Annotated in this window: 21 protein-coding genes and 2 pseudogenes; 14 read left to right on the forward strand and 9 right to left on the reverse strand. The window is 71.5% G+C overall.

Going from position 1 to position 24,968, the window contains the following annotated elements:
- Nucleotides 1-12: 12 nt before the first annotated feature.
- Complete coding sequence (locus ACIRD7_RS04690; RefSeq protein WP_403449682.1) at nt 13-1,050, forward strand: LacI family DNA-binding transcriptional regulator; 1,038 nt, start codon at nt 13-15, stop codon at nt 1,048-1,050.
- Nucleotides 1,051-1,243: 193 nt separating this feature from the next.
- Here the strand turns inward: ACIRD7_RS04690 and ACIRD7_RS04695 are convergent, their stop codons facing one another.
- Nucleotides 1,244-2,035, reverse strand: a complete 792-nt coding sequence (locus ACIRD7_RS04695; RefSeq protein WP_403449684.1) for a VOC family protein — start codon at nt 2,033-2,035, stop codon at nt 1,244-1,246.
- A gap of 184 nt (nt 2,036-2,219) precedes the next feature.
- On the opposite strand from ACIRD7_RS04695, the gene ACIRD7_RS04700 reads away from it, so the two are divergent.
- On the forward strand, nt 2,220-2,474 hold the full coding sequence (locus ACIRD7_RS04700) for a WhiB family transcriptional regulator (RefSeq protein WP_403449687.1): 255 nt from the start codon (nt 2,220-2,222) through the stop codon (nt 2,472-2,474).
- Nucleotides 2,475-2,550: 76 nt separating this feature from the next.
- On the opposite strand, the gene ACIRD7_RS04705 is transcribed toward ACIRD7_RS04700, so the two are convergent.
- The 4 genes from ACIRD7_RS04705 to ACIRD7_RS04720 form a co-directional block, all read right to left on the reverse strand.
- On the reverse strand, nt 2,551-3,525 hold the full coding sequence (locus tag ACIRD7_RS04705; protein ID WP_403449690.1) for an acyl-ACP desaturase: 975 nt from the start codon (nt 3,523-3,525) through the stop codon (nt 2,551-2,553).
- Nucleotides 3,526-3,743: 218 nt separating this feature from the next.
- A complete protein-coding gene (gene ddaH, locus ACIRD7_RS04710) occupies nt 3,744-4,520 on the reverse strand; it encodes a dimethylargininase (protein WP_403449692.1) in 777 nt (258 codons plus the stop codon).
- 101 nt (nt 4,521-4,621) lie between these two features.
- Entirely contained in the window at nt 4,622-6,892 is a 2,271-nt protein-coding gene (locus tag ACIRD7_RS04715) for an ATP-binding cassette domain-containing protein (protein WP_403451662.1), read from the reverse strand.
- Nucleotides 6,893-6,947: 55 nt separating this feature from the next.
- Nucleotides 6,948-8,573: an ABC-F family ATP-binding cassette domain-containing protein gene (locus ACIRD7_RS04720; protein WP_403449695.1), complete on the reverse strand. Its 1,626-nt coding sequence runs from the start codon at nt 8,571-8,573 to the stop codon at nt 6,948-6,950.
- Between the two features lie 347 nt (nt 8,574-8,920).
- On the opposite strand from ACIRD7_RS04720, the pseudogene ACIRD7_RS04725 reads away from it, so the two are divergent.
- Nucleotides 8,921-9,754, forward strand: a pseudogene (locus ACIRD7_RS04725) (isocitrate lyase/phosphoenolpyruvate mutase family protein); the annotation flags it as partial.
- A gap of 15 nt (nt 9,755-9,769) precedes the next feature.
- On the opposite strand, the gene ACIRD7_RS04730 reads toward ACIRD7_RS04725, so the two are convergent.
- On the reverse strand, nt 9,770-10,186 hold the full coding sequence (locus ACIRD7_RS04730; RefSeq protein WP_403451664.1) for an SsgA family sporulation/cell division regulator: 417 nt from the start codon (nt 10,184-10,186) through the stop codon (nt 9,770-9,772).
- 313 nt (nt 10,187-10,499) lie between these two features.
- Between ACIRD7_RS04730 and ACIRD7_RS04735 the strand changes: the two genes are divergently transcribed.
- Nucleotides 10,500-11,555: a WD40/YVTN/BNR-like repeat-containing protein gene (locus ACIRD7_RS04735; RefSeq protein WP_403449698.1), complete on the forward strand. Its 1,056-nt coding sequence runs from the start codon at nt 10,500-10,502 to the stop codon at nt 11,553-11,555.
- 47 nt (nt 11,556-11,602) lie between these two features.
- Nucleotides 11,603-11,926 (forward strand): plasmid stabilization protein, encoded by a 324-nt coding sequence (locus ACIRD7_RS04740; protein ID WP_403449701.1) that lies wholly within the window; start codon nt 11,603-11,605, stop codon nt 11,924-11,926.
- A gap of 12 nt (nt 11,927-11,938) precedes the next feature.
- Here the strand turns inward: ACIRD7_RS04740 and ACIRD7_RS04745 are convergent, their stop codons facing one another.
- A complete protein-coding gene (locus ACIRD7_RS04745) occupies nt 11,939-12,235 on the reverse strand; it encodes a YciI family protein (protein WP_403449704.1) in 297 nt (98 codons plus the stop codon).
- Between the two features lie 62 nt (nt 12,236-12,297).
- Here ACIRD7_RS04745 and ACIRD7_RS04750 point away from each other — a divergent pair.
- Nucleotides 12,298-12,984 (forward strand): annotated as a pseudogene (locus tag ACIRD7_RS04750) (endonuclease V); the annotation flags it as partial.
- 540 nt (nt 12,985-13,524) lie between these two features.
- Nucleotides 13,525-13,671, forward strand: a complete 147-nt coding sequence (gene mmpA, locus ACIRD7_RS04755) for a morphogenic membrane protein MmpA (protein WP_403449707.1) — start codon at nt 13,525-13,527, stop codon at nt 13,669-13,671.
- Nucleotides 13,672-13,683: 12 nt separating this feature from the next.
- Here the strand turns inward: mmpA and ACIRD7_RS04760 are convergent, their stop codons facing one another.
- A complete protein-coding gene (locus ACIRD7_RS04760) occupies nt 13,684-14,862 on the reverse strand; it encodes a saccharopine dehydrogenase family protein (RefSeq protein ID WP_403449710.1) in 1,179 nt (392 codons plus the stop codon).
- A 91-nt stretch (nt 14,863-14,953) separates the two neighbouring features.
- Here ACIRD7_RS04760 and ACIRD7_RS04765 point away from each other — a divergent pair, with 91 nt between their 5' ends.
- The 5 genes from ACIRD7_RS04765 to ACIRD7_RS04785 all read left to right on the forward strand — a co-directional run bounded on the left by ACIRD7_RS04765 (nt 14,954) and on the right by ACIRD7_RS04785 (nt 21,222).
- Nucleotides 14,954-15,334, forward strand: a complete 381-nt coding sequence (locus ACIRD7_RS04765; protein ID WP_403449713.1) for an MmcQ/YjbR family DNA-binding protein — start codon at nt 14,954-14,956, stop codon at nt 15,332-15,334.
- A 129-nt stretch (nt 15,335-15,463) separates the two neighbouring features.
- Nucleotides 15,464-16,597 carry a CaiB/BaiF CoA transferase family protein gene (locus ACIRD7_RS04770; protein WP_403449716.1) on the forward strand — a complete coding sequence of 378 codons (1,134 nt, stop codon included), beginning with the start codon at nt 15,464-15,466 and terminating at the stop codon, nt 16,595-16,597.
- Between the two features lie 10 nt (nt 16,598-16,607).
- Entirely contained in the window at nt 16,608-17,750 is a 1,143-nt protein-coding gene (locus ACIRD7_RS04775) for an acyl-CoA dehydrogenase family protein (RefSeq protein ID WP_403449719.1), read from the forward strand.
- A 23-nt stretch (nt 17,751-17,773) separates the two neighbouring features.
- Nucleotides 17,774-18,988, forward strand: coding sequence for an acetyl-CoA C-acetyltransferase (locus tag ACIRD7_RS04780; protein ID WP_403449721.1), 1,215 nt, complete (start codon nt 17,774-17,776; stop codon nt 18,986-18,988).
- Nucleotides 18,989-19,023: 35 nt separating this feature from the next.
- Entirely contained in the window at nt 19,024-21,222 is a 2,199-nt protein-coding gene (locus tag ACIRD7_RS04785; protein WP_403449724.1) for a 3-hydroxyacyl-CoA dehydrogenase NAD-binding domain-containing protein, read from the forward strand.
- A 122-nt stretch (nt 21,223-21,344) separates the two neighbouring features.
- On the opposite strand, the gene ACIRD7_RS04790 is transcribed toward ACIRD7_RS04785, so the two are convergent.
- On the reverse strand, nt 21,345-22,073 hold the full coding sequence (locus tag ACIRD7_RS04790; protein ID WP_403449727.1) for a MerR family transcriptional regulator: 729 nt from the start codon (nt 22,071-22,073) through the stop codon (nt 21,345-21,347).
- Between the two features lie 222 nt (nt 22,074-22,295).
- On the opposite strand from ACIRD7_RS04790, the gene ACIRD7_RS04795 reads away from it, so the two are divergent.
- The gene (locus ACIRD7_RS04795) at nt 22,296-23,762 is read left to right on the forward strand and encodes an amino acid permease (RefSeq protein WP_403449729.1); all 1,467 of its coding nucleotides are present in this window, start codon (nt 22,296-22,298) and stop codon (nt 23,760-23,762) included.
- Between the two features lie 279 nt (nt 23,763-24,041).
- Entirely contained in the window at nt 24,042-24,944 is a 903-nt protein-coding gene (locus ACIRD7_RS04800) for an adenosine kinase (RefSeq protein WP_403449731.1), read from the forward strand.
- Nucleotides 24,945-24,968: the final 24 nt, after the last annotated feature.

The raw sequence follows: 24,968 nt of genomic DNA on the forward strand, positions 1-24,968 counted from the left end.
AGGAGCCGCGCAGTGACCGACACCGCCCCGCGTCCCACCCTTGAGGCCGTCGCCGCTCGGGCCGGGGTTTCGCGGGCCACCGTGTCCCGGGTGGTCAACGGCGGGGACGGGGTGCGGGAGCCGCTCGTCGAGCGGGTGCGCAAGGCGGTCGAGGAACTCGGGTACGTGCCCAACCAGGCCGCCCGCAGCCTGGTCACCCGCCGCCATGACGCCATCGCCGTGGTCGTCGCCGAACCGGAGACCCGGGTCTTCGCCGACCCCTTCTTCGCGCTCCAACTGCGCGGCATCAGCAAGGAGCTGACCGCCCACGACAACCAGCTGGTGCTGCTGCTCACCGAGGGCCGCGACGACCACGCCCGCGTCGGCCGCTACCTCGCCGGCGGGCATGTCGACGGCGCGCTCGTCTTCTCGCTGCACCTCGACGACCCGCTGCCCGAACTGATCCAACGCGCCGGGGTGCCCACCGTGTTCGGCGGCCGGCCCGGCTGGAGCGGAGACCGGCGGGGCATCGTGTACGTCGACGTGGACAACCGCGGCGGCGCCCGGGACGCCGTACGGCATCTCGCCGGCCTCGGCCGCACCCGCATCGCGCACATCGCCGGCGCCCTCGACCAGACGTCCGCCGCGGACCGGCTCGACGGATACCGGGACGTCATGGTCGACGCCGATCCGCGGCTGATCGTCGAGGGCGACTTCACCCCGGCCGGCGGGGAACGGGCCATGCGCGAACTGCTCGACCGCTGCCCGGACCTGGACGCCGTGTTCGCCGCCAACGACCTCACCGCGGCCGGGGCACTGCGGGTGCTGCGGGAGGCCGGGCGCAGGGTGCCGGAGGACGTCGCGGTGGTCGGGTTCGACGACATGCTGCCGGTGGCGGAGCAGACCGAGCCGCCGCTCACGACGATTCGTCAGGACATCGAGGAGATGGGCCGGCTGATGGCCCGCCTGCTGCTGCGCGGCCTCGACCGGAGGGCCACCGAGCGTGGCATCACCGCCGCGCCGTCCAGCGTGGTCCTACCGACCACCCTGGTACGGCGCGCGTCCGCCTAGGCCGTATCCGCAAAGCCCCGCCTGCTCCGCGACGCCTGGCACGCCCTCTCGCCGCACCGGGCGAAGTCCTGAGTACATCCAGTACGAGGGTCTTCGCCCGGCACGCCGAGAGCACGCACCGGGACGCCGCGGAGCCCGCCCTGCGGTCGGACGACGGGACTTTGCGGATACGACCCGGTCCGGCCTGGCCCCGTCAGCTCCGCGCCGGTGCGCTCTTGATCACCGCGAAGCGGGCGCCGTACGGGTCGGTGAGCTTGGCGATGCGGCCGACGTCCGGCAGGTCCGTGGCGGGCATGCGCACCGTGCCGCCCAGCTCCTGCGCCCTCGCGACCGTCGCGTCCGTGTCGTCGACCTCGAAATACGGCAGCCAGTACGCGGGGCCCTCCGCCTCCGCCGGGTCGTCGGCCTTGTCGACCACCCCGCCGAACATGGCGTCCTCCCCCTGGCCCGCGGGGCTGAACGTCGTGTAGGTGCCGCCGTAGAAGTCGAGGGCGAAGGTCTCCAGCCCGAGCGTGGCGTTGTAGAAACCCGCCGCGGCCGGTACGTCCGGGGTGTACAGCTCCAGCCAGCACAGCGAGCCGGGGTCCTGGACCACGTCGAGGCCCTTGTTGGTGCCCGGCTGCCACACGCCGAAGGTCACGCCCGCCTTGTCGGCGAGGATGGCCATGCGGCCCAGGTCCAGCACGTCCATGGGCTCCACCACCACCGAGCCGTGCGCCTGCTCGGCCGCCTTCGCGGTGGCGTCCGCGTCCGGCGCCTGGAAGTACACCGTCCAGGAGGGCGGGCCCTGCTCCTCGGTGGTCTGCATACCGCCGGCCACCGTCCTCCCGTCGAGCTGGAAGAGGCCGTAACCGCCGGTCTCGGGCCCGCCCGGCTGGAACCGCCAGCCGAACAGACCGGCGTAGAAGGAACCGGCGCCCTCGATGTCGGGGGTGCCGACGTCGATCCAGTTCGGCGCGCCGGTGACGTAACGGGTGGTGAGCATCATCGCCCTCCTCGGCAGGGTCCCGCTGGCACTGCCGAGTCTTGCACCGCCCACTGACAATTGCAGCGCGCCGCCGTGCGTCCCGCCGTCCGGAGGGGGACCATCGAGTCGGCCGGGGGCCCCGCGGCGCGGCGTTGATCCCGCGTTGATCGAACGTTTTTCGTCTCCCGGCACCATCCTGGGCATGCACATCGACACGATCACGACGATCACCCCGCCCGACCTGGCCTGGCAGGAGGAGGCGTTGTGCGCGCAGACCGGGGCGGAGTTCTTCTTCCCCGAGCCCGGCAGCTCCGTCCGTGAGGCGAAGCGGATCTGCGGCCTGTGCCCGATCCGTTCCGCGTGCCTGGAGTACGCGCTGGACAACGACGAACGCTTCGGCGTCTGGGGCGGCCTGTCGGAGAAGGAGCGCCTGGCGCTCCGGCGTACGTCCCGTTGAGGGCCCGGCACGGAACAAAGCGACGGCCGGCCCGCTGACGAGCGGGCCGGCCGTCGAACAGCCTCAGAGCCGCCGGTCAGCCGGCGGCACGAGCCGCCATGCGCGCCTTGCGCGCCGCCAGCTTCTCGTCGAACTTCAGGGCCTCGGCGTCCAGCCCGCCCATGAACAGCCCCAGCTCCTCCTGTGCCTTCTGCCCCTCCGGGCCGAGGCCGTCGATCTCCATGATCTTCAGGAAGCGCAGGACGGGCTGCAGGACGTCGTCGTGGTGGATGCGCATGTTGTAGACCTCGCCGATGGCCATCTGGGCGGCGGCGCGCTCGAAGCCGGGGATGCCGTGGCCGGGCATGCGGAAGTTCACGACCACGTCCCGCACCGCCTGCATCGTCAGGTCCGGCGCGAGCTCGAAGGCCGCCTTCAGCAGGTTCCGGTAGAAGACCATGTGGAGGTTCTCGTCGGTCGCGATGCGCGCCAGCATGCGGTCGCAGACCGGGTCGCCCGACTGGTGGCCGGTGTTGCGGTGCGAGATCCGGGTCGCGAGCTCCTGGAAGGCGACGTAGGCGACCGAGTGCAGCATCGAGTGGCGGTTGTCCGACTCGAAGCCCTCGCTCATGTGGGACATGCGGAACTGCTCCAGCTTGTCCGGGTCCACCGCGCGCGAGGTGAGCAGGTAGTCGCGCATCACGATGCCGTGCCGGCCCTCCTCGGCGGTCCAGCGGTGCACCCAGGTGCCCCAGGCGCCGTCGCGGCCGAAGAGCGAGGCGATCTCGTGGTGGTAGCTGGGGAGGTTGTCCTCGGTCAGCAGGTTCACCACGAGCGCGATCCGGCCGATCTCGGTGACCTTGGACTGCTCCTTGTCCCAGGCCTCGCCGTCCTCGAAGAGGCCGGGGAAGTTACGGCCGTCCGTCCAGGGCACGTACTCGTGCGGCATCCAGTCCTTCGCGACCTGCAGATGCCGGTTGAGTTCCTTCTCGACCACTTCCTCCAGCGCGTACAGCAGACGGGCGTCGGTCCAGACAGCAGGGCTGCCGAGATGAGGGGAAGTGATCGTCACGGGAACTCCAGGGGGACGCGCAACATTGAGAAGAGAACCGGCGAGCGGTTGCCGGAACCTACGGGATCGTAGGCTACGAATCCGTAGGTTACGAAGCCGTAGGTTAAGGGCGATGTAAAGAGTGCTGATCAGCCGCCCTTCGCCGAGGAGTTCACGGGCACGCGAAAAAGCCCCAGGACCCGCAGGTCCCGGGGCTGAAAGGGCGAGCGCGTCAGTCGTCAGGCGTACAGCTCCCGCATCCGCACCGAGAGACATGTCACACATCCTTCGAGCTTCTCGAACTCGCCGATGTCGACCAGCACGGGCTCGTGGCCGAGGTCGGCGAGCAGCTCCGCCGTCTTCGGCGCGCTCGCGGCCATCAGCAGCTTGTCGCCGCCGAGCAGCACCACATGCGCCCCGGACTCCTCGGGCACCGGCAGGAAGCGCGGGAACAGCGACGGGGCGTCCAGCTGCGGGATACGGCCCAGAATCGTTCCGTCGGGCAGCGCCGTGATCGCCGACTTCAGGTGCAGCACCTTGCTCACCGGTACGGCGATGACCCGCGCCCCCAGCGGTTCGAAGGCGGCCCGCAGCTGCTGGACGCCGGCCGCGTTGGTGCGGCCGCCGCGGCCCACGTAGATCGTGTCGCCGACCTTCAGCACGTCGCCGCCGTCCAGCGTGCCCGGCTCCCAGATCCAGTTCACGGAGCAGCCGAGCGAGGCCACGGCCTCCTCGACGCCGACGGTCTCGTCACGCCGGGACTCGGCACCGGGCCGGGTGATCAGCGCGACGTTCCGGTACATGACGACCGTGTCCTCGACGAACACCGAGTCCGGGCAGTCGTCGGCCGGGTCCACCTCGACGGTCTCCCAGCCGTGCGTGCGCAGGGCCTCCGCGTACGCCTCCCACTGCTCGACCGCGAGATCGACGTCGACCTTCTCCCGCTCGATGTGCGTGACCAGCCCTTCGGCGAGGCGCGGGCTGGGGCGGCGGATGAGGGCCTTCTTGCTGGGCACGACGGATCTCCGGGTGGGTGGCGGGTTCCCGGCGCCCCTGATGCAAGGGGCACCGAACGGCCATCATGCAGGGGTTACCCGCCCGTACAAAACCCTCGTGCTCATGCTGTGGCCCTCCTGAGATGCTCGGCGGTGTAGGAACGGCGGGCTCGAAGGAGCTGTCGCGGCGGTCCCTCGAAGATCACCCGGCCGCCGTCCCGGCCGCCGTCCGGCCCGAGGTCGATGATCCAGTCGGCGTGGGCGACGACGTCCAGGTTGTGCTCGACGACCACCACCGTGTTGCCCCCGTCGACCAGCCGGTCCAGCAGCCCGAGCAGCCCGTCGACGTCCGACATGTGCAGTCCGGTCGTCGGCTCGTCGAGGACGTACACCGCTCCGGTGCGGTGCAGCCGCGTCGCCAGCTTGATCCGCTGACGCTCGCCGCCCGACAGCGTGGACAGCGGCCGGCCCAGGGTGAGGTACGTCAGCCCCACGTCCCGCAGCGCGCCCAGCCGGCGCCGCACGCCCGCGTCCGGCACGAAGTCCAGCGCCTGCTCGGCCGTCATCTCCAGCACGTCCGCGATGGAGTTGCCGCCGACGGTCAGCCGCAGCACCTCCTCCTTGAAGCGCCGCCCTTCGCAGTCCTGGCAGGTGGTCGTCACCGGGTCCATGAAGGCGAGGTCGGTCTGGATGATCCCGCGCCCCTCGCAGGCGCCGCACGCTCCGGAGGAGTTGAAGCTGAACAGGCCCGGCTCGGTGCCCGTCTCGCGGGCGAAGATCTTCCGGACCGTGTCCATGATCCCCAGATACGTCGCCGGAGTCGACCGCGCGGAGATCCCGATCGCCGACTGGTCCACGACCACGGCGCCCGCGTGGGCGGCGGTGAACTCCTTGACCAGCGTGCTCTTCCCGGACCCGGCGACCCCGGTCACCACGGTGAGCACCCCGGTCGGGAACTCGACGGTGACCTCGCGCAGATTGTGCCGGTCGGCGCCCTTCACCCACAGACCGCCGCCCGCCGCTCGCACGTCCTCCTTGAGCGCGGTACGACGGCCCAGGCACCGCCCGGTCACCGTGTCCGAGCGGGCCAGCGCGCCCGGCGTCCCCTCGAACACCACCCGCCCGCCGCCCGCACCGGCGCGCGGCCCCATGTCGACGACGTGGTCGGCGAGCGCGATGACGTCCGGGTCGTGCTCGACGACCAGCACGGTGTTGCCCTTGTCGCGCAGCCGCAGCAGCAGATCGCCGAGCCTGCCGACGTCACGCGGGTGCAGTCCGACGCTGGGCTCGTCGAAGATGTACGTCATGCCGGTGAGGCTGGAGCCCAGGTGCCGCACGGTCTTCAGGCGCTGCCCCTCGCCGCCGGAGAGCGAGGACGTCTCGCGGTCCAGGCTGAGGTAGCCGAGGCCGATGGAGTCGATGCGTTCGAGGGCGGTGACGGCGGCTCGGGCGACGGGCCCGGCGACCGGCCCGTCGACGTCCCGCAGTACGGCGATCAGGTCGGTGACCTGCATGCGCGTGCAGTCGGCGATGGTCAGGCCGTTGATCCTGGTCGCGAGCGCCGCCGCGTTCAGCCGGGCCCCGTCGCACACGGGGCAGGCGCCCTCCACCAGGTACGCGCGCACCAGGTCGCGCGTCTTCTGGCTCATCGCCGACAGGTCCCGCTTCAGGTACAGCCGCTCGAAGCGGGTGGCGAGCCCCTCGTAGTCGGTGGTCCAGGTGCCGCCCGTGCCGTTGACGGTCACCTTGCTGCCGGGGCGGCCGCGCATCAGGAACTCCCGCTCGGCGGCGGTGAACCGGCCGACGGGCTTGTGCGGGTCGAGGTCGGCGCTGTTGGTGTACGCCTGGCCCTGCCAGGTGCCCGCGGCGAACGGCGGGAAGCGGACCGCGCCGTCGGCGAGCGTCCGGTCCGGGTCGAGGATGCGGTCCCAGTCCGGCCGTACCGTCCGCCCCAGCCCGTCGCACTCCGGGCACATGCCGGAGGGGTCGTTGAACGAGTACGCGGTCGCCGGGCCGGCGCTCGGTGTGCCGTGCCGGGAGAACAGCACCCGCAGCACGGAGTGGATGTCGGTCATCGTGCCCACCGTGGACCGCGAGTGGCCGCCGATCGGCCGCTGGTCCACGACGATCGCGGGGGAGAGGTCCCGCAGCTCCTCCGCGTGCGGGCGCTCGTACTTGGGCAGCCGGTTGCGCACGAACCACGTGAAGGTCTCGTTCAGCTGGCGCTGCGACTCCACGGCGATCGTGTCGAAGACGATCGACGACTTCCCCGATCCCGAAACGCCGGTGAACACGGTCAGCCGGCCTTTCGGGATGCGGAGCGTGACGTCCTTGAGGTTGTTCTCCCGGGCTCCGGTGATGGTGATGAACCCGGGAGTGAACTCGGGAGCCATTTCGGGAGCGAATTCGGGCGTGATCTCGGTTGTGAACTCGGGCATGCCTCCGAAGCTAGGCGGGATACCCGACAGCTTCTGGCGTGATTTCCTTCAGTTCTCCGTCCTCCATCATCAGCCAGCGCGTGATGCCGATCGACTCCAGGAACGGCACGTCGTGACTGGCCACGATCAGCGCCCCCTCGTACGACTCCAGCGCCGTGGTGAGCTGCCGGACGCTCGCCATGTCCAGGTTGTTCGTCGGCTCGTCCAGCATCAGCAGCTGCGGCGCGGGCTCCGCCAGCATCAGCGCGGCCAGGGCCGCACGGAAGCGTTCGCCGCCGGACAGCGTCGCCGCCTTCTGGTCGGCGCGGGCGCCCCGGAACAGGAAGCGGGCCAGCCGCGCCCGGATCCGGTTGTTGGTGGCGCCCGGCGCGAACCGGGCCACGTTCTCGGCGACCGACAACTCGTCGTCGAGGACGTCCAGCCGCTGCGGCAGGAAGCGGAGCGGCACGTGTGCCGTCGCCTCGCCCGCCACCGGGAGCAGTTCCCCGGCGACGGTCCGCAGCAGCGTCGTCTTGCCCGAGCCGTTGCGTCCGATCAGCGCGATCCGCTCCGGACCGTGCAGATCGAACCCGCCGGCGACCCGCGCGCCGTACACGAGCTCCAGCTCGCGCAGGGTGAGAACGGCGCGGCCCGGCGGTACGGCCGTGTACGGCAGGTCGACGCGGATCTCGTCGTCGTCCCGCACGGCCTCCACCGCGTCGTCGAGGCGCTCCTTGGCCTCGGCGAGTTTCTCCTCGTGCATGATCCGGTGCTTGCCGGCGGACTCCTGTGCCGCCCGCTTGCGCGCACCCATGACGATCTTCGGCTCGCGCTTCTGCTCCCACATCTTCTGGCCGTACCGCTTGCGGCGGGCCAGCTTGACCTGGGCATCGACCAGTTCGCGCTTCTGCTTCTTCAGGTCGGCCTCGGCCACGCGCACCATGCGCTCGGCCGCCTCCTGCTCGATGGCGAGTGCCTCCTCGTACGCCGAGAAGTTGCCGCCGTACCACGTGATCTCGCCGGAGCGCAGATCGGCGATCTGGTCCACGAGGTCCAGGAGTTCGCGGTCGTGGCTGACCACGACCATCACTCCCGGCCAGGACTCGACGGCCGTGTACAGCCGCCGGCGTGCGTACAGGTCGAGGTTGTTGGTGGGCTCGTCCAGCAGCAGGACGTCCGGGCGGCGCAGCAGCAGCGCGGCCAGCCGCAGCAGCACCGACTCGCCGCCCGACACCTCGCCGACCGTACGGTCCAACTCGACGTGACCGAGCCCGAGTTCGCCGAGGGTGGCGAGGGCGCGCTCCTCCACGTCCCAGTCGTCGCCGACGGTCTCGAAGTGCTCCTCGGCCACGTCGCCCGCCTCGATGGCGTGCAGCGCGGCCCGCTTGGCGTCGATGCCGAGCGCCTCGTCGACCTTCAGCGCGGTGTCCAGCGTGACGTTCTGCGGGAGATAGCCGACCTCGCCCGCGACGCGCACGGTGCCGTCGACCGGGGTGAGCTCACCGGCGATGAGTTTCAACAGGGTTGATTTTCCCGACCCGTTGACGCCAACGAGCCCGGTCCTGCCGGGACCGAACGCGACGTCCAGGCCCTCGAAGACGCCACTGCCGTCGGGCCAGGTGAAGGACAGGGAGGTACAGCTGATGGAAGTAGGCATAGGGGCGCCTCCGCGGTTGCTCGAAACGATCAGGGGCAATCGCGTATCGAGACACCGGCGACCAACGGGCGGTGAGGGGCCCTGGGCATGAGAAAAGCCCTGTTCCGTGAGGGACGGCTCGAACGCCGAGGTCGCACGCGGCGTACACACACTTCAGGTGTGACGCGGTGTCTCAGACCTCAGACGAACAACGTCCTTCTCCAATCGACGGCAACAGGACCGCTGTACAGCGTACGAGGGAGTGGAGAGGACGTCAACGCGATTGAACGAAGCTCCGCATTCGCGTCGCCCGTCGAGGTCGGATTTCTGCCAGCCCTCGTCCGGGTCCGGCTGGTTCAGTGAACCGCATGACCAAGGACACCACGCTCCGCGACCGCGCTCTCGCCTTCCGATCCCTGCACGTCCCGGGCGCCCCGCTCGTCCTGCCGAACGTCTGGGACGCCGCCGGCGCCCGCATCGTCGAGGACGCCGGGGCCGCCGCCGTGGCCACCACGAGTGCGGGGCTCGCCTGGGCCCTCGGTGCCGCGGACGGCGACCGGCTGGACCGGGACCGGGCCTTGCGGGCGGCCGCGCACATCGCGTCTGCCGTGAGCGTGCCCGTCACGGCCGACATCGAGAGCGGTTACGCGCCGGACCCGGCGGGCGTGGCGGCGACGGTCCGGGCGGTGCTGGAGGCGGGCGCGGTCGGGGTGAACATCGAGGACGCCCTGTACGAGCCCGGCGGGCCCGCGCTGCGTCCGGTGGCTGAACAGGCCGCCCGGATCGCCGCCGCCCGCGCGGCAGCCGACGCCGCCGGCGTGCCCGTGTTCGTGAACGCCCGGATCGACACGTTCCTGCGCGGTGCCGGGGGAGTGGACGCCACCCTGGAGCGGGCCGCCGCGTTCCTCGCCGCGGGCGCCGACGGGATCTTCGTCCCCGGGGCCGTCGACCCGGGGACCGTGAAGCCGCTCGTCGAGGGAGTCGACGCCCCGCTGAACGTGATGGCCGGTCCCGGCGCACCGCCGGTCGCCGAGCTGGCGGCGCTCGGAGTGGCCCGCGTCAGTGTCGGCGCGGGCATCGCCCAGGCCGTCCACGCCCTCGTACGGCGCGCCGCGCGGGAGCTGCTCGGCGCGGGAACGTACGAGGCGCTGGCCGGCGGGCTGGACTACGGCGAGCTCAACGATCTGCTGGGGCGGCCGCGCCAGCCGGACGGGTCCTCAGCAGGCGTCCCGCATCAGCTCGGCGAGGTCGTGGTCCAGGTCGAGCTGGAGGTGCTCCAGGCCGAGCGGCACCAGCTCGCTCGTGGACTGCAGGAAGCGCCGGACCTCGCCGGTGCGGATGTGCACCACGGCGGTGCCCTCGGGGGCGTGGAACTCCAGCACCGTACGGTCGAATCCGTACGGCCGCACCCGGACGTCGCCGTGCCCCTCGGGTCCCTCCAGACCGGCCACGAGCAGCTCGCGGCTGAAGGTCCAGCAGACCTCGACGCCCTCCAGGGTGGCCGGGGCCGGGAAGGTCATCCGGACGGCGAACGGGTCGCTGCGGTCGTAGTGAAGGGTCGCCGGAATGCTCTGCATCCGCGGCGCGGCGGCGACGAGACGGGCCTCGACGGGCTGCTCGATGACGGTGGACAACGCCTTGCTCCCTTGTGACGGCTGGACGAACTTCCGGGTGGACGAGACCGGGCACTGGTAGAGACGACGGAATCGGCCAATCCGTGCACACGGAGGGCGAGTGACCTCTGTCACCGCCCTCATGCATGGGAGTGGGCTGTTCGTCCTGCCGTGACCGGAAGGTCACCTGTGGCGGGTACCGGCTTGCGGAGGTCTGGAGGCCACCGCGGGGGGGGGGGTGCGGCCATCTGGACGCCACTGTGGCGGTGGACTAGCTTCGCCCGCCATGAGGCGTTCGGGGAGCACGCGACGGGCGGGGCGTACGGTTCGGACGATGGCCGCGGGGGTGGCGTGCGGTGCGGCGCTGGCCGCGCTGACGGCCCTGCCCGCGCAGGCGCACGAGCCGCAGGGCCGCGTACCGCACTGGGAACTGAAGGACAGCGGCACGCCGGACGTGCGGTTCCGGGGGCTGGCCGCGGTCAGCCGGCACACCGCCTGGCTCGCGGGGAGCAAGGGCACCGTCCTGCGCACCACCGACGGCGGCGCGAGCTGGCGGAACGTCTCACCGCCCGGAGCCGCCGGCCTGGAGTTCCGGGACGTCGAGGCCTTCGATGCCCGGCGGGCCGTCGTGCTGGCCATCGGCGAGGGCGAGGCGTCCCGCGTGTACCGCACCGAGGACGGCGGCGCGACCTGGACCGAGTCCTTCCGCAACACCGATCCGCGCGCCTTCTACGACTGCCTCACCTTCTTCGACCACCGCCACGGCCTGGCGATGAGCGACCCGGTCGACGGCAGGTTCCGCATCCTGTCGACGAGCGACGGCGGCCGCTCCTGGAAGGTGCTGCCGAGCGAGGGGATGCCCGGGGCGCAGGAGGGCGAGGCGGGTTTCGCGGCGAGCGGGCAGTGCCTGGTCGCCTCCGGGCCGAAGGACGTCTGGCTGGCCACCGGCGGCGCGGCACGCGCGCGTGTCCTGCACTCCGCCGACCGGGGGCTGACCTGGACGGCCGCCGACACGCCGATCCCGGCCGGCGACCCGGCCCGGGGCGTCTTCGCCGTCGCCTTCCGCGACCGTACGCACGGACTCGCCGTCGGCGGCGACTACCGCGCCGACCAGGCCTCCCCGCGGGCCGCGGCACGCACGGCCGACGCCGGGCGCGGCTGGACGCCGGCCGGCGCACCGCCGCCCGCCTACCGCTCCGGTGTCACCTGGCTCCCGCACAGCCGCGGCGCCGCCCTGGCGGTCGGCCCCACCGGCACCGACCTGACGACCGACGGCGGGCGCACCTGGCGGACGGTCGACGGCGGTTCGTACGACACGGTCGACTGCACGCCCGACCAGGGCTGCTGGGCCGCGGGCGAGAAAGGCAGGGTCGCGCGGCTGGAGAAGTGATCCGGAATGTGGGTACTCGGACGCGGACTGCGAGAGGAGTGACTCACATGCCAGCCGGTTCGAGTCCGAAGCGGGAACGACAGTACGAGCACATCAAGAAGAGCGCCCAGGACCGGGGCGAGAGCGCCTCGCGCGCCAAGGAGATCGCGTCGCGGACCGTGAACAAGGAACGCGCCCGGTCCGGCGAGTCGAAGACCGCCAGCCGCACCTCCACCCAGGACATGTCCTCCGGCAAGCGGGGCGGTCAGCGGTCCGGCCAGGGCTCCCAGGGCCCCACCAGGGATCAGCTGTACGAGGAGGCCAAGAAGCGCAACATCCACGGGCGTTCGGACATGAACAAGAGCCAGCTCAAGCAGGCCCTGGGCAAGTGACCGGCGCCCGCCTCAGCCGAGCGTCTCGCGGTACGGCTCCAGCGCCGGTGCCGTCTTCGTCGCGACGAACTCCGTGATGCGGTACGCACAGACCCCGGCCCGCACGAACGGATCCCCCGCGGCGATCTCCTCGATGCCTGCCCGGTCTCCCGCGACGGCGAGGATCACCCCTCCGTCGCGGGGGTTCTTCCGTCCGGAGGCGAGGAAGACGCCCCTGTCGTACTGCTCGTCGAGCCAGGCCACATGGGCGTCCAGCACGGCGTCGACGTCCTCGATCGGGGCGGTGTAGGTCAGCTCCAGCACGAACATGATCGCGAGCCTACCCCTGGGCCGTCGGCGAACGGCCCTGTCCCCTTACGCTCGTTGCCACCATGACAGTCGTACCCATCCCCGCGGGCTGGCCCGCGACCGAGGAAGAGGCCCGCGCGGTCCAGGACGCGTTGCGCGAGCGGGTCGTGCTCGACCAACCGGGGCCCCCGCCCGGCTCCGGGCACGTGACCGGCGTGGACGTGGCCTACGACGACGAGCGGGACGTGGTCGCCGCCGCGGCCGTCGTCCTCGACGCGGCGACCCTGGAGGTCGTCGCCGAGGCCACGGCCGTCGGCCGGATCTCCTTCCCGTACGTCCCCGGCCTCCTCGCGTTCCGCGAGATCCCCACCGTCCTGGCCGCCCTCGACGCCCTACCGTGCCCGCCCGGCCTGGTCGTCTGCGACGGCTACGGCCGGGCCCACCCCCGCCGCTTCGGCCTCGCCAGCCATCTCGGCGTCCTCACCGGTCTCCCCACGATCGGCGTCGCCAAGAACCCGTTCACCTTCACCTACGACGCCCCGGACCCGTCCCGCGGCTCCTCCACGCCCCTCATGTCCGGCGACGAGGAGGTCGGCCGCGCCCTGCGCACACGGGACGCCGTCAAGCCGGTCTTCGTCTCGGCCGGCCACCGGGTGACCCTCGGCAACGCCTGCGCCCACACCCTGGCGTTGACCCCCGAATACCGGCTGCCGGAAACCACACGACGTGCGGACTCCCTGTGCCGACGGGCACTGAAGGAGGCCACCGCTCCGCGGCCGGAACTCGCCGCCCGAGCCGCGGCGGACCCCACGCGCACGTGGGGGCGATCGCTCTTCGAGCGGCAGCGCGATCCGGTGACCTGGGCCGGCCGCGTGCTCGCGGCGGCGGTGGAGGGCGGGGAGCGCCCGCCGGAGATCGAGGCCGCCCTGGAACTGGCCGCCGACCGTGACCGATGGTGCCGGGGCCGCGAGGTGTTCGGCGAGGTCCGCGGGCGCGCGCCCGCGGAGGACGAGCTCACCGAGGAGCGGCGCATACTGCTCCGCCTCGGTGAAACGGTCGCCGAACTCGCCCACAACGCGGCCGGTCCCGCGCCCTTCTTCGACCACCACGTGGGCTGGCAGGTCGGGCCCCTCGCCGTCCGGCTCGCCGCCCTCGCACAGGATCGCGGCACACGGAACCGGATCGCCGAGGCGCTGGGGGAGTGGCCGCCGGCCGGAACCGACGGCACGTCCTGAACGGGCCGGCTGAGTACCTCGACTGAGTACCCGTACGGATGCCGCCGGCCCACCGTGATCGGCAGGCTGTGCCTCATGACGACGCACCGTTCCCCCAAGCCCCTCGCCGACCCCGACCGTCCCGTCGAGCGTGCCGTGACCGCGGCGCTCGTGGTGGCCACGCTCGCGGGGCTCGGATGGATCATCGGGATGATCTACACCATCGCGGGCTGGCCGCTGTAGGCGCGCGCCGGTTCAGCGGACGGCGGCCACCCGGAAGGTGAGGCCCGCCGCGCGCAGGCGGTCGATCAGGGCGTCGCCCATCGCGACCGCCGTGGTGACCTGGCCGGCCGTCGGCGGCAGGTCGTCGAAGGCCAGGGAGAGGGCCGACTCGGCGAACATCTTCGCCGTCTCGCCGTACCCGGGGTCGCCGCCCGCCACCTCGGTGAACACCCGCTTGCCGCCGCCCTCGCCGACGAAGCGGACGGAGAACCAGCTCCGCGCCCGCTTCTCGGGGCCGGGCCCCTCGCCGGGCTTGAGCCGGTCGGACAACCAGCGGCGGGCGGGCGGCAGTTGGGCGGCCGAGAACAGCGCGCCCATCGCCGCGACCCCGCCGACCGCCACGGGAAGGTGCCGTACGGCGGCGTAGTGGCGGTAGCGGAAGTCGGGGCCGTAGCGCTCCAGGGCCCGCGCGGAGCGCTTGACGATCTGCGGGTCGATCGTCGGCAGCGGCAGCGCCCAGGCGCCGACCTCCTTGGCGAACCGGGGCGCACCCGTCGGCGCTGCGGCCCGGCGTCCCATCAGCCGCGGCTCGTGGCGCGCGCGGTCGCGCCCGGCGGCCAGCATCTGGCGCCCGCGCGCGAACTGGTTGAGCGCCGAGGCGAACGTACCGCCCGAGAAGGTCGCGTCGGCCGTCACGAACCCGTCCACCGTCAGCGGCACGCCCTCCGGCAGCTGCTGGACGGTGAAGTACGCGCCCAGGTCGTGCGGGATCGAGTCGAAGCCGCACGCGTGCACCAGCCGCGCGCCCGTCTCACGCGCGCGTGCGTCGTGCCGGACGTACGTCAGGTCCACGAACTCCGGCTCTCCGGAGAGATCGAGATAGTCCGCGCCGGTGTCCGCGCAGGCGGCGACGAGATCCTCGCCGTACATCACATAGGGACCCACCGTCGTGGCCACCACGCGCGCCTGCTCGGCGAGCCGGCGCATCGAGGCCGGGTCGGCGACGTCCGCCTCCAGCACCCCGACCTGCTCCCCGCCGGGCAGCGACTCGCGCAGCCGCTCCAGCTTCCGGCCACTGCGGCCGGCGATCGCCCACCGCAGCCCCTCGGGCGCGTGCTCGGCGAGGTACTCCGCGGTGAGTACCCCGACGAAGCCCGTCGCTCCGAAGAGCACGATGTCGTAGGGACGATCCGTCCTGCTCAGCCTGCTCATGACACCCCTCGGTCCCGCACCACGCGCCGTTGTCGGTGGCCGAGGCTAGCGTGAGGGGTGCGGAGCCCGACGACGAGCCCGGAGGTATGCGGTGGCCGTGCCCAGGACTGCCCTGAAGAAGTGGGAAAAAGTACGCGAGTTCGCCCTCGGGATGCCCGGTGCGGCCGAGGAGTTCCCCTGGGGTGAGACGGTCGCGAAGGTCAACAAGAAGGTGTTCGTCTTCCTCGGCGTCGACGACGGCAGCTACCCCATGGGCATCACGGTGAAGCTCAAGGAGGAGGCCGCCCACGCGCACGCCCTGACCTGTCCCGGCGCCGAACCCGCCGGATACGGCCTGGGCAGGTCGGGCTGGGTCTCCATCCCGCTGGAGCAGAAGGGCGCCCCGGCGGCGGAGCTGCTGTGCGACTGGGTGGAGGAGAGCTACCGCACCATCGCGCCGAAGCGGCTGATAGCGGAGCTCGACGCGCGCTGAATCCGCCGCGGCGGGTTCGCGGCCGGGCTTCCGGCGGGTAACTTCCTAAGCGCTTGCTCTTGTGTCCACTGCGGCATGTTCTTAGCATCACTGGTGTTACAGCAGTAGTGTCATACCCCTGGGGGCAGGATGGCGACGACGCCAGGACAGGGCCCGCTCACCGGCGTGCGCGTGGTCGAGCTGGCCGGGATCGGGCCCGGCCCGTTCGCCGCCATGCTCCTCGCCGACCTGGGCGCCGACGTCGTCCGCGTGGACCGGCCCGGCGGCACGGGACTCGCCATCGACACCGCGTACGACATCACCAACCGCAACAAACGCTCGGTGGTCGTCGACCTCAAGGCACCCGACGGCCCCGCGCGCGTGCTCGGCCTCGCCGCCCGCGCCGACGTCCTCATCGAGGGCTACCGGCCCGGCGTCGCCGAGCGCCTCGGGGTCGGCCCGGACGCCTGCCACGCCCGTAACCCGCGGCTCGTCTACGGCCGGATGACCGGCTGGGGCCAGGACGGGCCGCTCGCCGACCGCGCCGGCCACGACATCGCGTACATCGCCCTCACCGGCACCCTCGGCATGATCGGCAACCCCGGCGAACCGCCCGCCGTCCCCGCCAACCTCGTCGGCGACTACGCGGGCGGCTCCCTCTACCTCGTCGTGGGCGTCCTCGCCGCCCTCCACCACGCCCGCGCCACCGGCGCCGGCCAGGTCGTCGACGCCGCCATCGTCGACGGCACCTCCCACCTCTCCGCGATGATCCACGGCATGCTCGCCGCCGGCGGCTGGCAGGACCGGCGCGGCGCCAACCTCCTGGACGGCGGCTGCCCGTACTACGGCACCTACGAGACCGCCGACGGCGGGTACATGGCGGTCGGCGCCCTGGAGCCGCAGTTCTACGCCGAGTTCCTGGACCTGCTCGGCATCGAGGAGTTCGCCTCCGCCCGCAAGGACTTCTCCCGCTGGGGCGACCTGCGCGAGGCCGTCGCCGTCCGCTTCAAGTCCCGTACGCGGGACGAGTGGGCGGCCGTCTTCGAGGGCTCCGACGCCTGCGTGGCCCCCGTGCTGTCCCTGCGCGAGGCCCCGCACCACCCCCACCTCGCCGCCCGCGGCACCTTCACCGACCACGGCGGCATCACCCAGCCCGCCCCGGCCCCCCGCTTCTCTGCGACCCCGACCGCCGTACGGAGGGGCCCCGCCCAGCCCGGGGCCGACACCGCGGACGTGGCGCGCGACTGGGACGTACCCGACCTCCTGAAGGACCAGGACCTATGAAGGGCCCCGAATGAAGCGGCAGATCTTCGCCCCCGAGCACGACGCGTTCCGCGCGACCGTGCGCAGCTTCCTGGACAAGGAGGTGCTGCCCCACTACGCGCAGTGGGAGAAGGACGGCATCGTCTCCCGCGACGCCTGGCGCGCGGCCGGCAAGCAGGGCCTGCTCGGCATGGCGGTGCCCGAGGAGTACGGAGGCGGCGGCACCCCCGATTTCCGCTACAGCGCCGTCCTCGCGGAGGAGTTCACCCGCGCTGGCGCCCCGGGCCTCGCGCTCGGCCTGCACAACGACATCATCGGCCCGTATCTGACCGGCCTCGCCACCGAGGAGCAGAAGCGGCGCTGGCTGCCGGGCTTCTGCGACGGCTCCCTGATCACCGCCATCGCGATGACCGAGCCCGGCGCCGGCTCCGACCTCCAGGGCATCCGCACCCACGCCGAGGACCGCGGCGACCACTGGGTGCTCAGCGGCTCCAAGACGTTCATCTCCAACGGGATCCTCGCCGACCTGGTAATCGTCGTCGCGAGAACGACACCCGAGGGCGGCGCGCACGGGCTGTCGCTGCTCGTCGTCGAGCGCGGCATGGCCGGCTTCGAACGCGGCCGCAACCTCGACAAGATCGGCCAGAAGGCGCAGGACACGGCCGAGCTCTTCTTCAACGACGTGCGCGTGCCCAAGGAGAACCTCCTCGGCGATCTCAACGGCGCGTTCGTCCACCTGATGACGAACCTCGCCCAGGAGCGGCTGAGCATCGCCGTCTCCGCGATCGCCGCCGCCGAGCACCTGCTGGAGATCACCACCGACTACGTCAAGGAGCGCGAGGCGTTCGGGAGGGCGCTCGCCACCAAGCAGCACATCCGGTTCGAGATAGCCGAGATGGCCACCGAATGCGCCGTCACCCGCACGTTCCTCGACCGCTGCATCGAGGATCACTCGAACGGGGAGCTCGACGCCGTCCACGCCTCGATGGCCAAATGGTGGGCGACGGAGCTCCAGAAGCGGGTCGCCGACCGCTGTCTGCAACTGCACGGCGGCTACGGCTACATGAGCGAATACCCGGTCGCCCGTGCCTTCACCGACGGCCGCATCCAGACCATCTACGGCGGGACGACCGAGATCATGAAGGAGATCATCGGCCGTTCCCTGCTGGGCTGACCTCACCCTCGAAAGGCTTACCAGTGAGCACCGAAGCGTACGTGTACGACGCGATCCGCACCCCGCGCGGCCGCGGCAAGGCCAGCGGCGCCCTGCACGGCACCAAGCCCATCGACCTCGTCGTGGGCCTCATCCACGAGATCCGCGACCGCTTCCCCGGCCTCGACCCGGCCGCCATCGACGACATCGTGCTCGGCGTCGTCGGCCCGGTCGGCGACCAGGGCTCCGACATCGCGCGCATCGCCGCCGTCGCCGCGGGCCTGCCGGACACCGTGGCCGGCGTCCAGGAGAACCGCTTCTGTGCCTCCGGTCTGGAGGCCGTCAACATGGCCGCCGCCAAGGTGCGCTCCGGCTGGGAGGACCTCGTCCTCGCGGGCGGCGTGGAGTCCATGTCCCGGGTGCCGATGGCTTCGGACGGCGGCGCCTGGTTCAACGACCCGATGACCAACCTCGCCGTCAACTTCGTGCCGCAGGGCATCGGCGCCGACCTGATCGCCACGATCGAGGGCTTCTCCCGCCGGGACGTCGACGAGTACGCCGCGCTCTCCCAGGAGCGCGCGGCGACGGCCTGGAAGGAGGGCCGCTTCGACCGCTCCGTCGTCCCGGTCAAGGACCGCAGCGGCCTGGTCGTCCTCGACCACGACGAGCACATGCGTCCCGGCACCACCGCCGACTCCCTCGCCAAGCTGAAGCCGTCCTTCGCGGACATCGGCGACCTGGGCGGCTTCGACGCCGTCGCGCTGCAGAAGTACCACTGGGTCGAGAAGATCGACCACGTCCACCACGCGGGCAACTCCTCCGGCATCGTCGACGGCGCCTCGCTGGTGGCCATCGGCTCGCGCGAGGTCGGCGAGCGCTACGGACTCACCCCGCGCGCCCGCATCATCTCCGCCGCCGTCTCCGGCTCCGAGCCCACCATCATGCTCACCGGCCCCGCGCCCGCCACCCGCAAGGCGCTCGCCAAGGCCGGGCTGACCATCGACGACATCGACCTCGTGGAGATCAACGAGGCGTTCGCGGCGGTCGTGCTGCGTTTCGTGCGGGACATGGGCCTGTCCCTGGACAAGGTCAACGTCAACGGCGGCGCCATCGCCCTCGGCCACCCCCTCGGCGCGACCGGCGCGATGATCCTCGGCTCGCTCGTCGACGAACTGGAGCGCCAGGACAAGCGGTACGGCCTCGCCACGCTGTGCGTGGGCGGCGGCATGGGCATCGCCACCATCGTCGAGCGCATCTGACCCCCCTCCCGACGGATCACACGGAGCACCTCCCCATGAGCACTGAGTCCACCACCATCCGCTGGGAACAGGACCGCGAAGGCGTCGTCACCCTCGTCCTCGACGACCCGAACCAGTCCGCGAACACCATGAACCAGGCGTTCCGCGACTCCCTCGCCGTGATCACCGACCGCCTGGAGGCCGAGAAGGACACCATCCGCGGTGTCATCATCACCTCCGCCAAGAAGACCTTCTTCGCGGGCGGCGACCTGCGCGACCTCATCCGGGTCACGCCGGAGACCGCGCAGGACCTCTTCGAAGGCGGCATGGCGATCAAGCGCCAGCTGCGCCGCATCGAGACCCTCGGCAAGCCGGTCGTCGCCGCGCTGAACGGCGCGGCCCTGGGCGGCGGCTACGAGATCGCGCTCGCCTGCCACCACCGCATCGCCCTCGACGCGCCCGGCTCCAAGATCGGCTGCCCCGAGGTCACCCTCGGTCTGCTGCCGGGCGGCGGCGGTGTCGTCCGCACCGTCCGCCTCCTCGGCATCGCCGACGCCCTGCTGAAGGTCCTCCTCCAGGGCACCCAGTACAACCCGCAGCGCGCCCTGCAGAACGGCCTGATCGACGACGTGGCCACCACGCAGGACGAACTGCTCGCCAAGGCACGCGCGTTCATCGAGGCCCACCCCGAGTCGCAGCAGCCCTGGGACAGGCCGGGCTACCGCATCCCCGGCGGCACGCCCGCCAACCCCAAGTTCGCGGCGAACCTGCCCGCCTTCCCCGCCAACCTGCGCAAGCAGACGGGCGGCGCCCCCTACCCGGCCCCGCGCAACATCCTCGCGGCCGCCGTCGAGGGCGCCCAGGTCGACTTCGAGACCGCCCAGGCCATCGAGGCGCGCTACTTCGTGGAGCTGGCGGCCGGCCAGACGTCGAAGAACATGATCCAGGCGTTCTTCTTCGACCTCCAGGCCGTCAACTCCGGCGCCAACCGCCCCAAGGGCATCGAGCCCCGCAAGGTCCGCAAGGTCGCCGTCCTCGGTGCCGGGATGATGGGCGCGGGCATCGCCTACTCGTGCGCCCGCGCGGGCATCGAGGTCGTCCTGAAGGACGTGGCGCTCGAAGCCGCCGTCAAGGGCAAGGGCTACTCCGAGAAGCTGTGCGCCAAGGCGGTCTCCCGGGGCCGTACGACGCAGGAGAAGGCCGACGCGCTGCTGGCCCGGATCACGCCGACGGCCGACCCGCAGGACGTGGCCGGCTGCGACGCGGTGATCGAGGCCGTCTTCGAGAACCCCGAGCTCAAGCACAAGGTCTTCCAGGAGATCCAGAACATCGTCGAGCCGGACGCGCTGCTGTGCTCCAACACCTCGACGCTGCCGATCACCGCCCTCGCCGAAGGCGTCGAGCGCCAGGCCGACTTCATCGGGCTGCACTTCTTCTCGCCCGTCGACAAGATGCCGCTCGTCGAGATCATCAAGGGCGAGCGGACGGGGGAGGAGGCGCTGGCCCGCGCCTTCGACCTGGTCCGGCAGATCAACAAGACGCCGATCGTCGTCAACGACTCGCGCGGCTTCTTCACCTCCCGGGTCATCGGCCACTTCATCAACGAGGGCGTCGCGATGGTCGGCGAGGGCATCGAGCCCGCGTCGGTGGAACAGGCGGCCGCGCAGGCGGGCTACCCGGCGAAGGTCCTGTCCCTGATGGACGAGCTGACCCTGACCCTCCCGCGCAAGATCCGCAACGAGTCCAAGCGGGCCGTGGAGGAGGCCGGCGGCACCTGGGCCGGGCACCCCGCCGAGGCCGTCATCGACCGCATGGTCGACGAGTTCGACCGCCCGGGGCGCAGCGGCGGCGCGGGCTTCTACGAGTACGACGCGGACGGCAAGCGGACCGGTCTGTGGCCGGGGCTGCGCGAGCACTTCACGAAGCCGGGTCACCGGATCCCGTTCGAGGACATGCAGGAACGCATGCTGTTCTCGGAGGCGCTCGACACGGTCAAGCTGCTGGAGGAGGGCGTCCTGACCTCCGTCGCCGACGCCAACATCGGCTCCATCTTCGGCATCGGCTTCCCCGGCTGGACCGGCGGCGTCCTCCAGTACATCAACGGCTACGACGGGGGCGCCGGGGGAGGTGTCGGCCTGCCCGGATTCGTGGCACGCGCGCGTGAGCTGGCCGAGCGCTACGGCGACCGGTTCACGCCGCCCGCGCTGCTGGTCGAGAAGGCGGAGAAGGGGGAGACGTTCACCGACGGCCGCTGACGTATCGCTGAGCGGCCACGGGGCTGTTGGCTCCCGTGGACACCCGGCCCTCGCCCTCCCGTGGCCGCCCACCCTCGCCCTGCTGAACCTCCTGCGCGGCGAGGGCGCGGACCACGCACGTGTCAGGCGGATCCGCCTTCATCCGCCGCCGTCTCCGGCACGCCGCCCAGCCACTCCCGCAGGTCCTCGCGCAGGGAACGCTGAAAGGTCGTCAGCAGGGCTTGCACGACGAGGGGGTGCATGTACGCGGAGAGTGACTTCACGTCCCGCGCGGCCCGTTCGGAGACCTCGCCGCGGAAGAGCCGCGACAGTTCGTGCGCGGCGGCACGCGCGTGCTCGATGAGGACGTTGCGCGCCGAGAGGATCGCTTCCTGAGACAGCGGGACGTCCAGCAGCCCGACACCGAGCCGCAGCAGTCCGAGATCGACGCGGTAACCGCCGTCCGCTGCCTCGGCGACCCCCATCGCGACCAGCCGCTCCACGTCGTCGTCCCCGAGCGCCCGCCCCGCCCGGCGCTCCAGCTCCGCCCGCGTCACCGTCTCGATGGCGTCCGGGGCCCAGGAGGCCACGACCGCCCGGTGAATGGCGAGGTCATGGGCGTCCAGGTCCGGCGGCAGCTGCTGCAGGTACCGCTCGATGGCCGCGAGCGTCATGCCCTGCTGCTGGAGCTCCTCGATGAGCGCCAGCCGGGCCAGATGCTCGCGACCGTAGTGCCCCACCCTGCGCGGACCGATCACCGGCGGCGGCAGCAGGCCCTTGGTGCCGTAGAACCGCACCGTACGGACCGTCATACCCGCCCGCGCGGCCAGCTCGTCGATCGTGAGGGGATCTTCCTCGGTGCCGGTCGTCATGTGCAGCAGTATCGCTGTCTCACCACTGCTGTGACACCTCTCGCGACGAACCGTGAGTTCCTGTGACAAGTAACGCTCTGTGACGTACGCCACCGCGTGAGTCGCGCTCCGTGGGGGAAGGTGGCCCCTTGGTCTGTGCCTTTTACGGAAGGGCGCAGGCCATACGTTCGTCCGGACACCCGAGCGCGACCCGCTCGGGCGCACCAGAGAGTGGTACCACCCGTGAGCAAGGACGCCGTGAACACGGCAGTGGCCGCACCCCGTACCGACGCGGCCCAGGTGCCCGCGGACGCGGGCGACGCCGGTTACAGCAAGGACCTCAAGGCCCGCCACGTCAACATGATCGCCATCGGCGGTGCCATCGGCACCGGCCTCTTCCTCGGCGCAGGCGGTCGCCTCCACAACGCCGGCCCCGCGCTGGCGATCGCCTACCTGGTCTGCGGCATCTTCGCCTTCTTCGTGGTGAGAGCCCTCGGCGAGCTCGTCCTCTACCGTCCCTCGTCCGGCTCGTTCGTGTCGTACGCGCGCGAGTTCCTCGGGGAGAAGGGCGCGTACGTCGCGGGCTGGATGTACTTCCTGAACTGGTCGACGACCGGTATCGCCGACATCACCGCGATCGCGCTCTACACGCACTACTGGAGCATGTTCACGAGCATCCCCCAGTGGACGCTGGCCCTGATCGCGCTGGCCGTGGTGCTGGCGGTGAACCTGATCTCGGTGAAGATCTTCGGCGAGATGGAGTTCTGGTTCGCGATCATCAAGGTCGCCACGCTGGTGGCCTTCATGTTCGTCGGCATCTTCCTGCTGGCCACCCAGCACGAGGTGGGCGGTACGACGCCCGGCCTGAACGTCATCACCGACAACGGCGGTGTCTTCCCGCACGGCCTGATGCCGGTCGTCCTGGTCATGCAGGGCGTGATCTTCGCGTACGCCGCGCTGGAGCTGGTCGGCGTGGCCGCGGGCGAGACCGCGGAGCCGGAGAAGGTCGTCCCGCGCGCGGTGAACTCGATCATGTGGCGCGTCGGCCTGTTCTACGTCGGCTCGGTCGTCCTCCTCGCCCTCCTGCTCCCCGGCTCGGTCTACTCCGCCGACCAGAGCCCCTTCGTCACGGTCCTGTCGAAGATCGGCGTCCCGGCCGCCGGCGACGTGATGAACCTGGTGGTCCTGACGGCGGCGATGTCCTCCCTCAACTCCGGCCTCTACTCCACGGGCCGCATCCTGCGCTCGATGGCCATGGCGGGCTCGGCCCCGAAGTTCACGGCCCGTATGAACCGCAGCCAGGTCCCCTACGGCGGCATCCTGCTGACCTGCGCCGTGTGCGTCCTCGGCGTCGGCCTCAACTACCTCATGCCCACCCAGGCCTTCGAGATCGTGCTCAACGTGGCCTCCCTCGGCATCATCTCGACCTGGGTGATCATCATGGTCTGCCACCTGATCTTCGTCCGCCGCGCCAAGGCGGGCCTGGTCGAACGCCCCTCCTTCCGCCTCCCCGGCAGCCCCGTCACGGAGATCGCCACGGTCGTCTTCCTGTTGGCCTGCCTCGGCATGATGTGGAACGACCCCGAGGTCGGCCGCAAGACCCTCCTCCTCATCCCCGCCATCGCCGCGATGCTGATCGCCGGCTGGTACGCGATCCGCCGCCGCACGGCGAAGACGGAGGACCGCGAACTGGCCGACCTCACGAAGTAATCCCGGGGCCGTTGTCAGTGGCGGCCCCTACGGTGGCGTCATGTCGGAGATCACTTATGTCCGGGGTGACGCCACCGTTCCGTCGGTGAAGGGCATCCGACCGAGGTACCGAGCGCTTCGTCGTGCGGCCGGGCCCACGCCGACCAGGGGGGCGGGGAACTGCGCGACAAGCCACGTACGGCCATCAGGTGCGCACTGTCGGGTGGGACCACGGCGAGATAGCCTGCCCTTCCGGCGCGGCATCGCCGTCACCGTCTACGACCACGGGGAGGACGGAAGTTGAGCCGCGACATCGACGTCCTCGTACTCGGCGGGGCCGGCGTCGACACCATCGTGTACGTGCCGGAGCTTCCGCTGCCGTACGCCGACAGCTACATGATCGATTCCGGCATCCGTACGCGCGCCGGCCAGACCGGCGACTTCGTGGCCCTCGGTCTGAGCGCTCTCGGCCTGCGCACCCACCACCTCGACATGCTCGGCGACGACCCCGAGGGCGACCTCGTCCGGGCCCTCCACCGAGAGAAGGGCATCGCGCTCACCGCGATCCCGCAGCCCGCGGGCACGAAGCGCGCCGTCAACCTCGTGAGCCCCGACGGCAGACGGCTGTCGCTGTACGACACCAGCCGCGGCCACGCCGACGACCGCCTCCCCGAGGCCACGGTGCGTGACCTGGCCGGGGCGAGCCGCCACGTCCACGTCGCCATCACCCAACCCTGTGCCCACGCCCTGCCCCTCCTGCGCGAGACGGGCGCGACGCTCTCCACCGACCTGCACGACTGGGACGGTGAGAACCCGTACCACGAGCCGTTCGCACAGGCCGCGGACGTCGTCTTCCTGTCCGCCGCCGCCCTGGCCGACCCCGAGCGCACGATGCGCCGCATCACCGACCGGGGCCGGGCCGAGGTGGTCGTGGCCACGGCCGGTGCGAAGGGTGCCTACGTACTGGCCGACGACGAACTGACCCACGTGCCGGCGGCGACACCGCCCGCGCCGGTGGTGGACTCCAACGGCGCGGGCGACGCCTTCGCCGCCGCGTTCCTCTACGCCTGGCTGAACCGCGAGACCCCAAGGCGCAGCGCCCGGTACGGCACAGTCGCCGGCGCCCACGCGTGCACGGTCCCGTCGACGGAGACGAACGCGATAGACCTCAAGGAACTACTCCGGCGCACCGCGACCCCCTAGGGGTGCGGGGCCGTACCGACATGC

This window comes from Streptomyces sp. NPDC093568 (assembly GCF_044764945.1).
Lineage (GTDB): Bacteria > Actinomycetota > Actinomycetes > Streptomycetales > Streptomycetaceae > Streptomyces.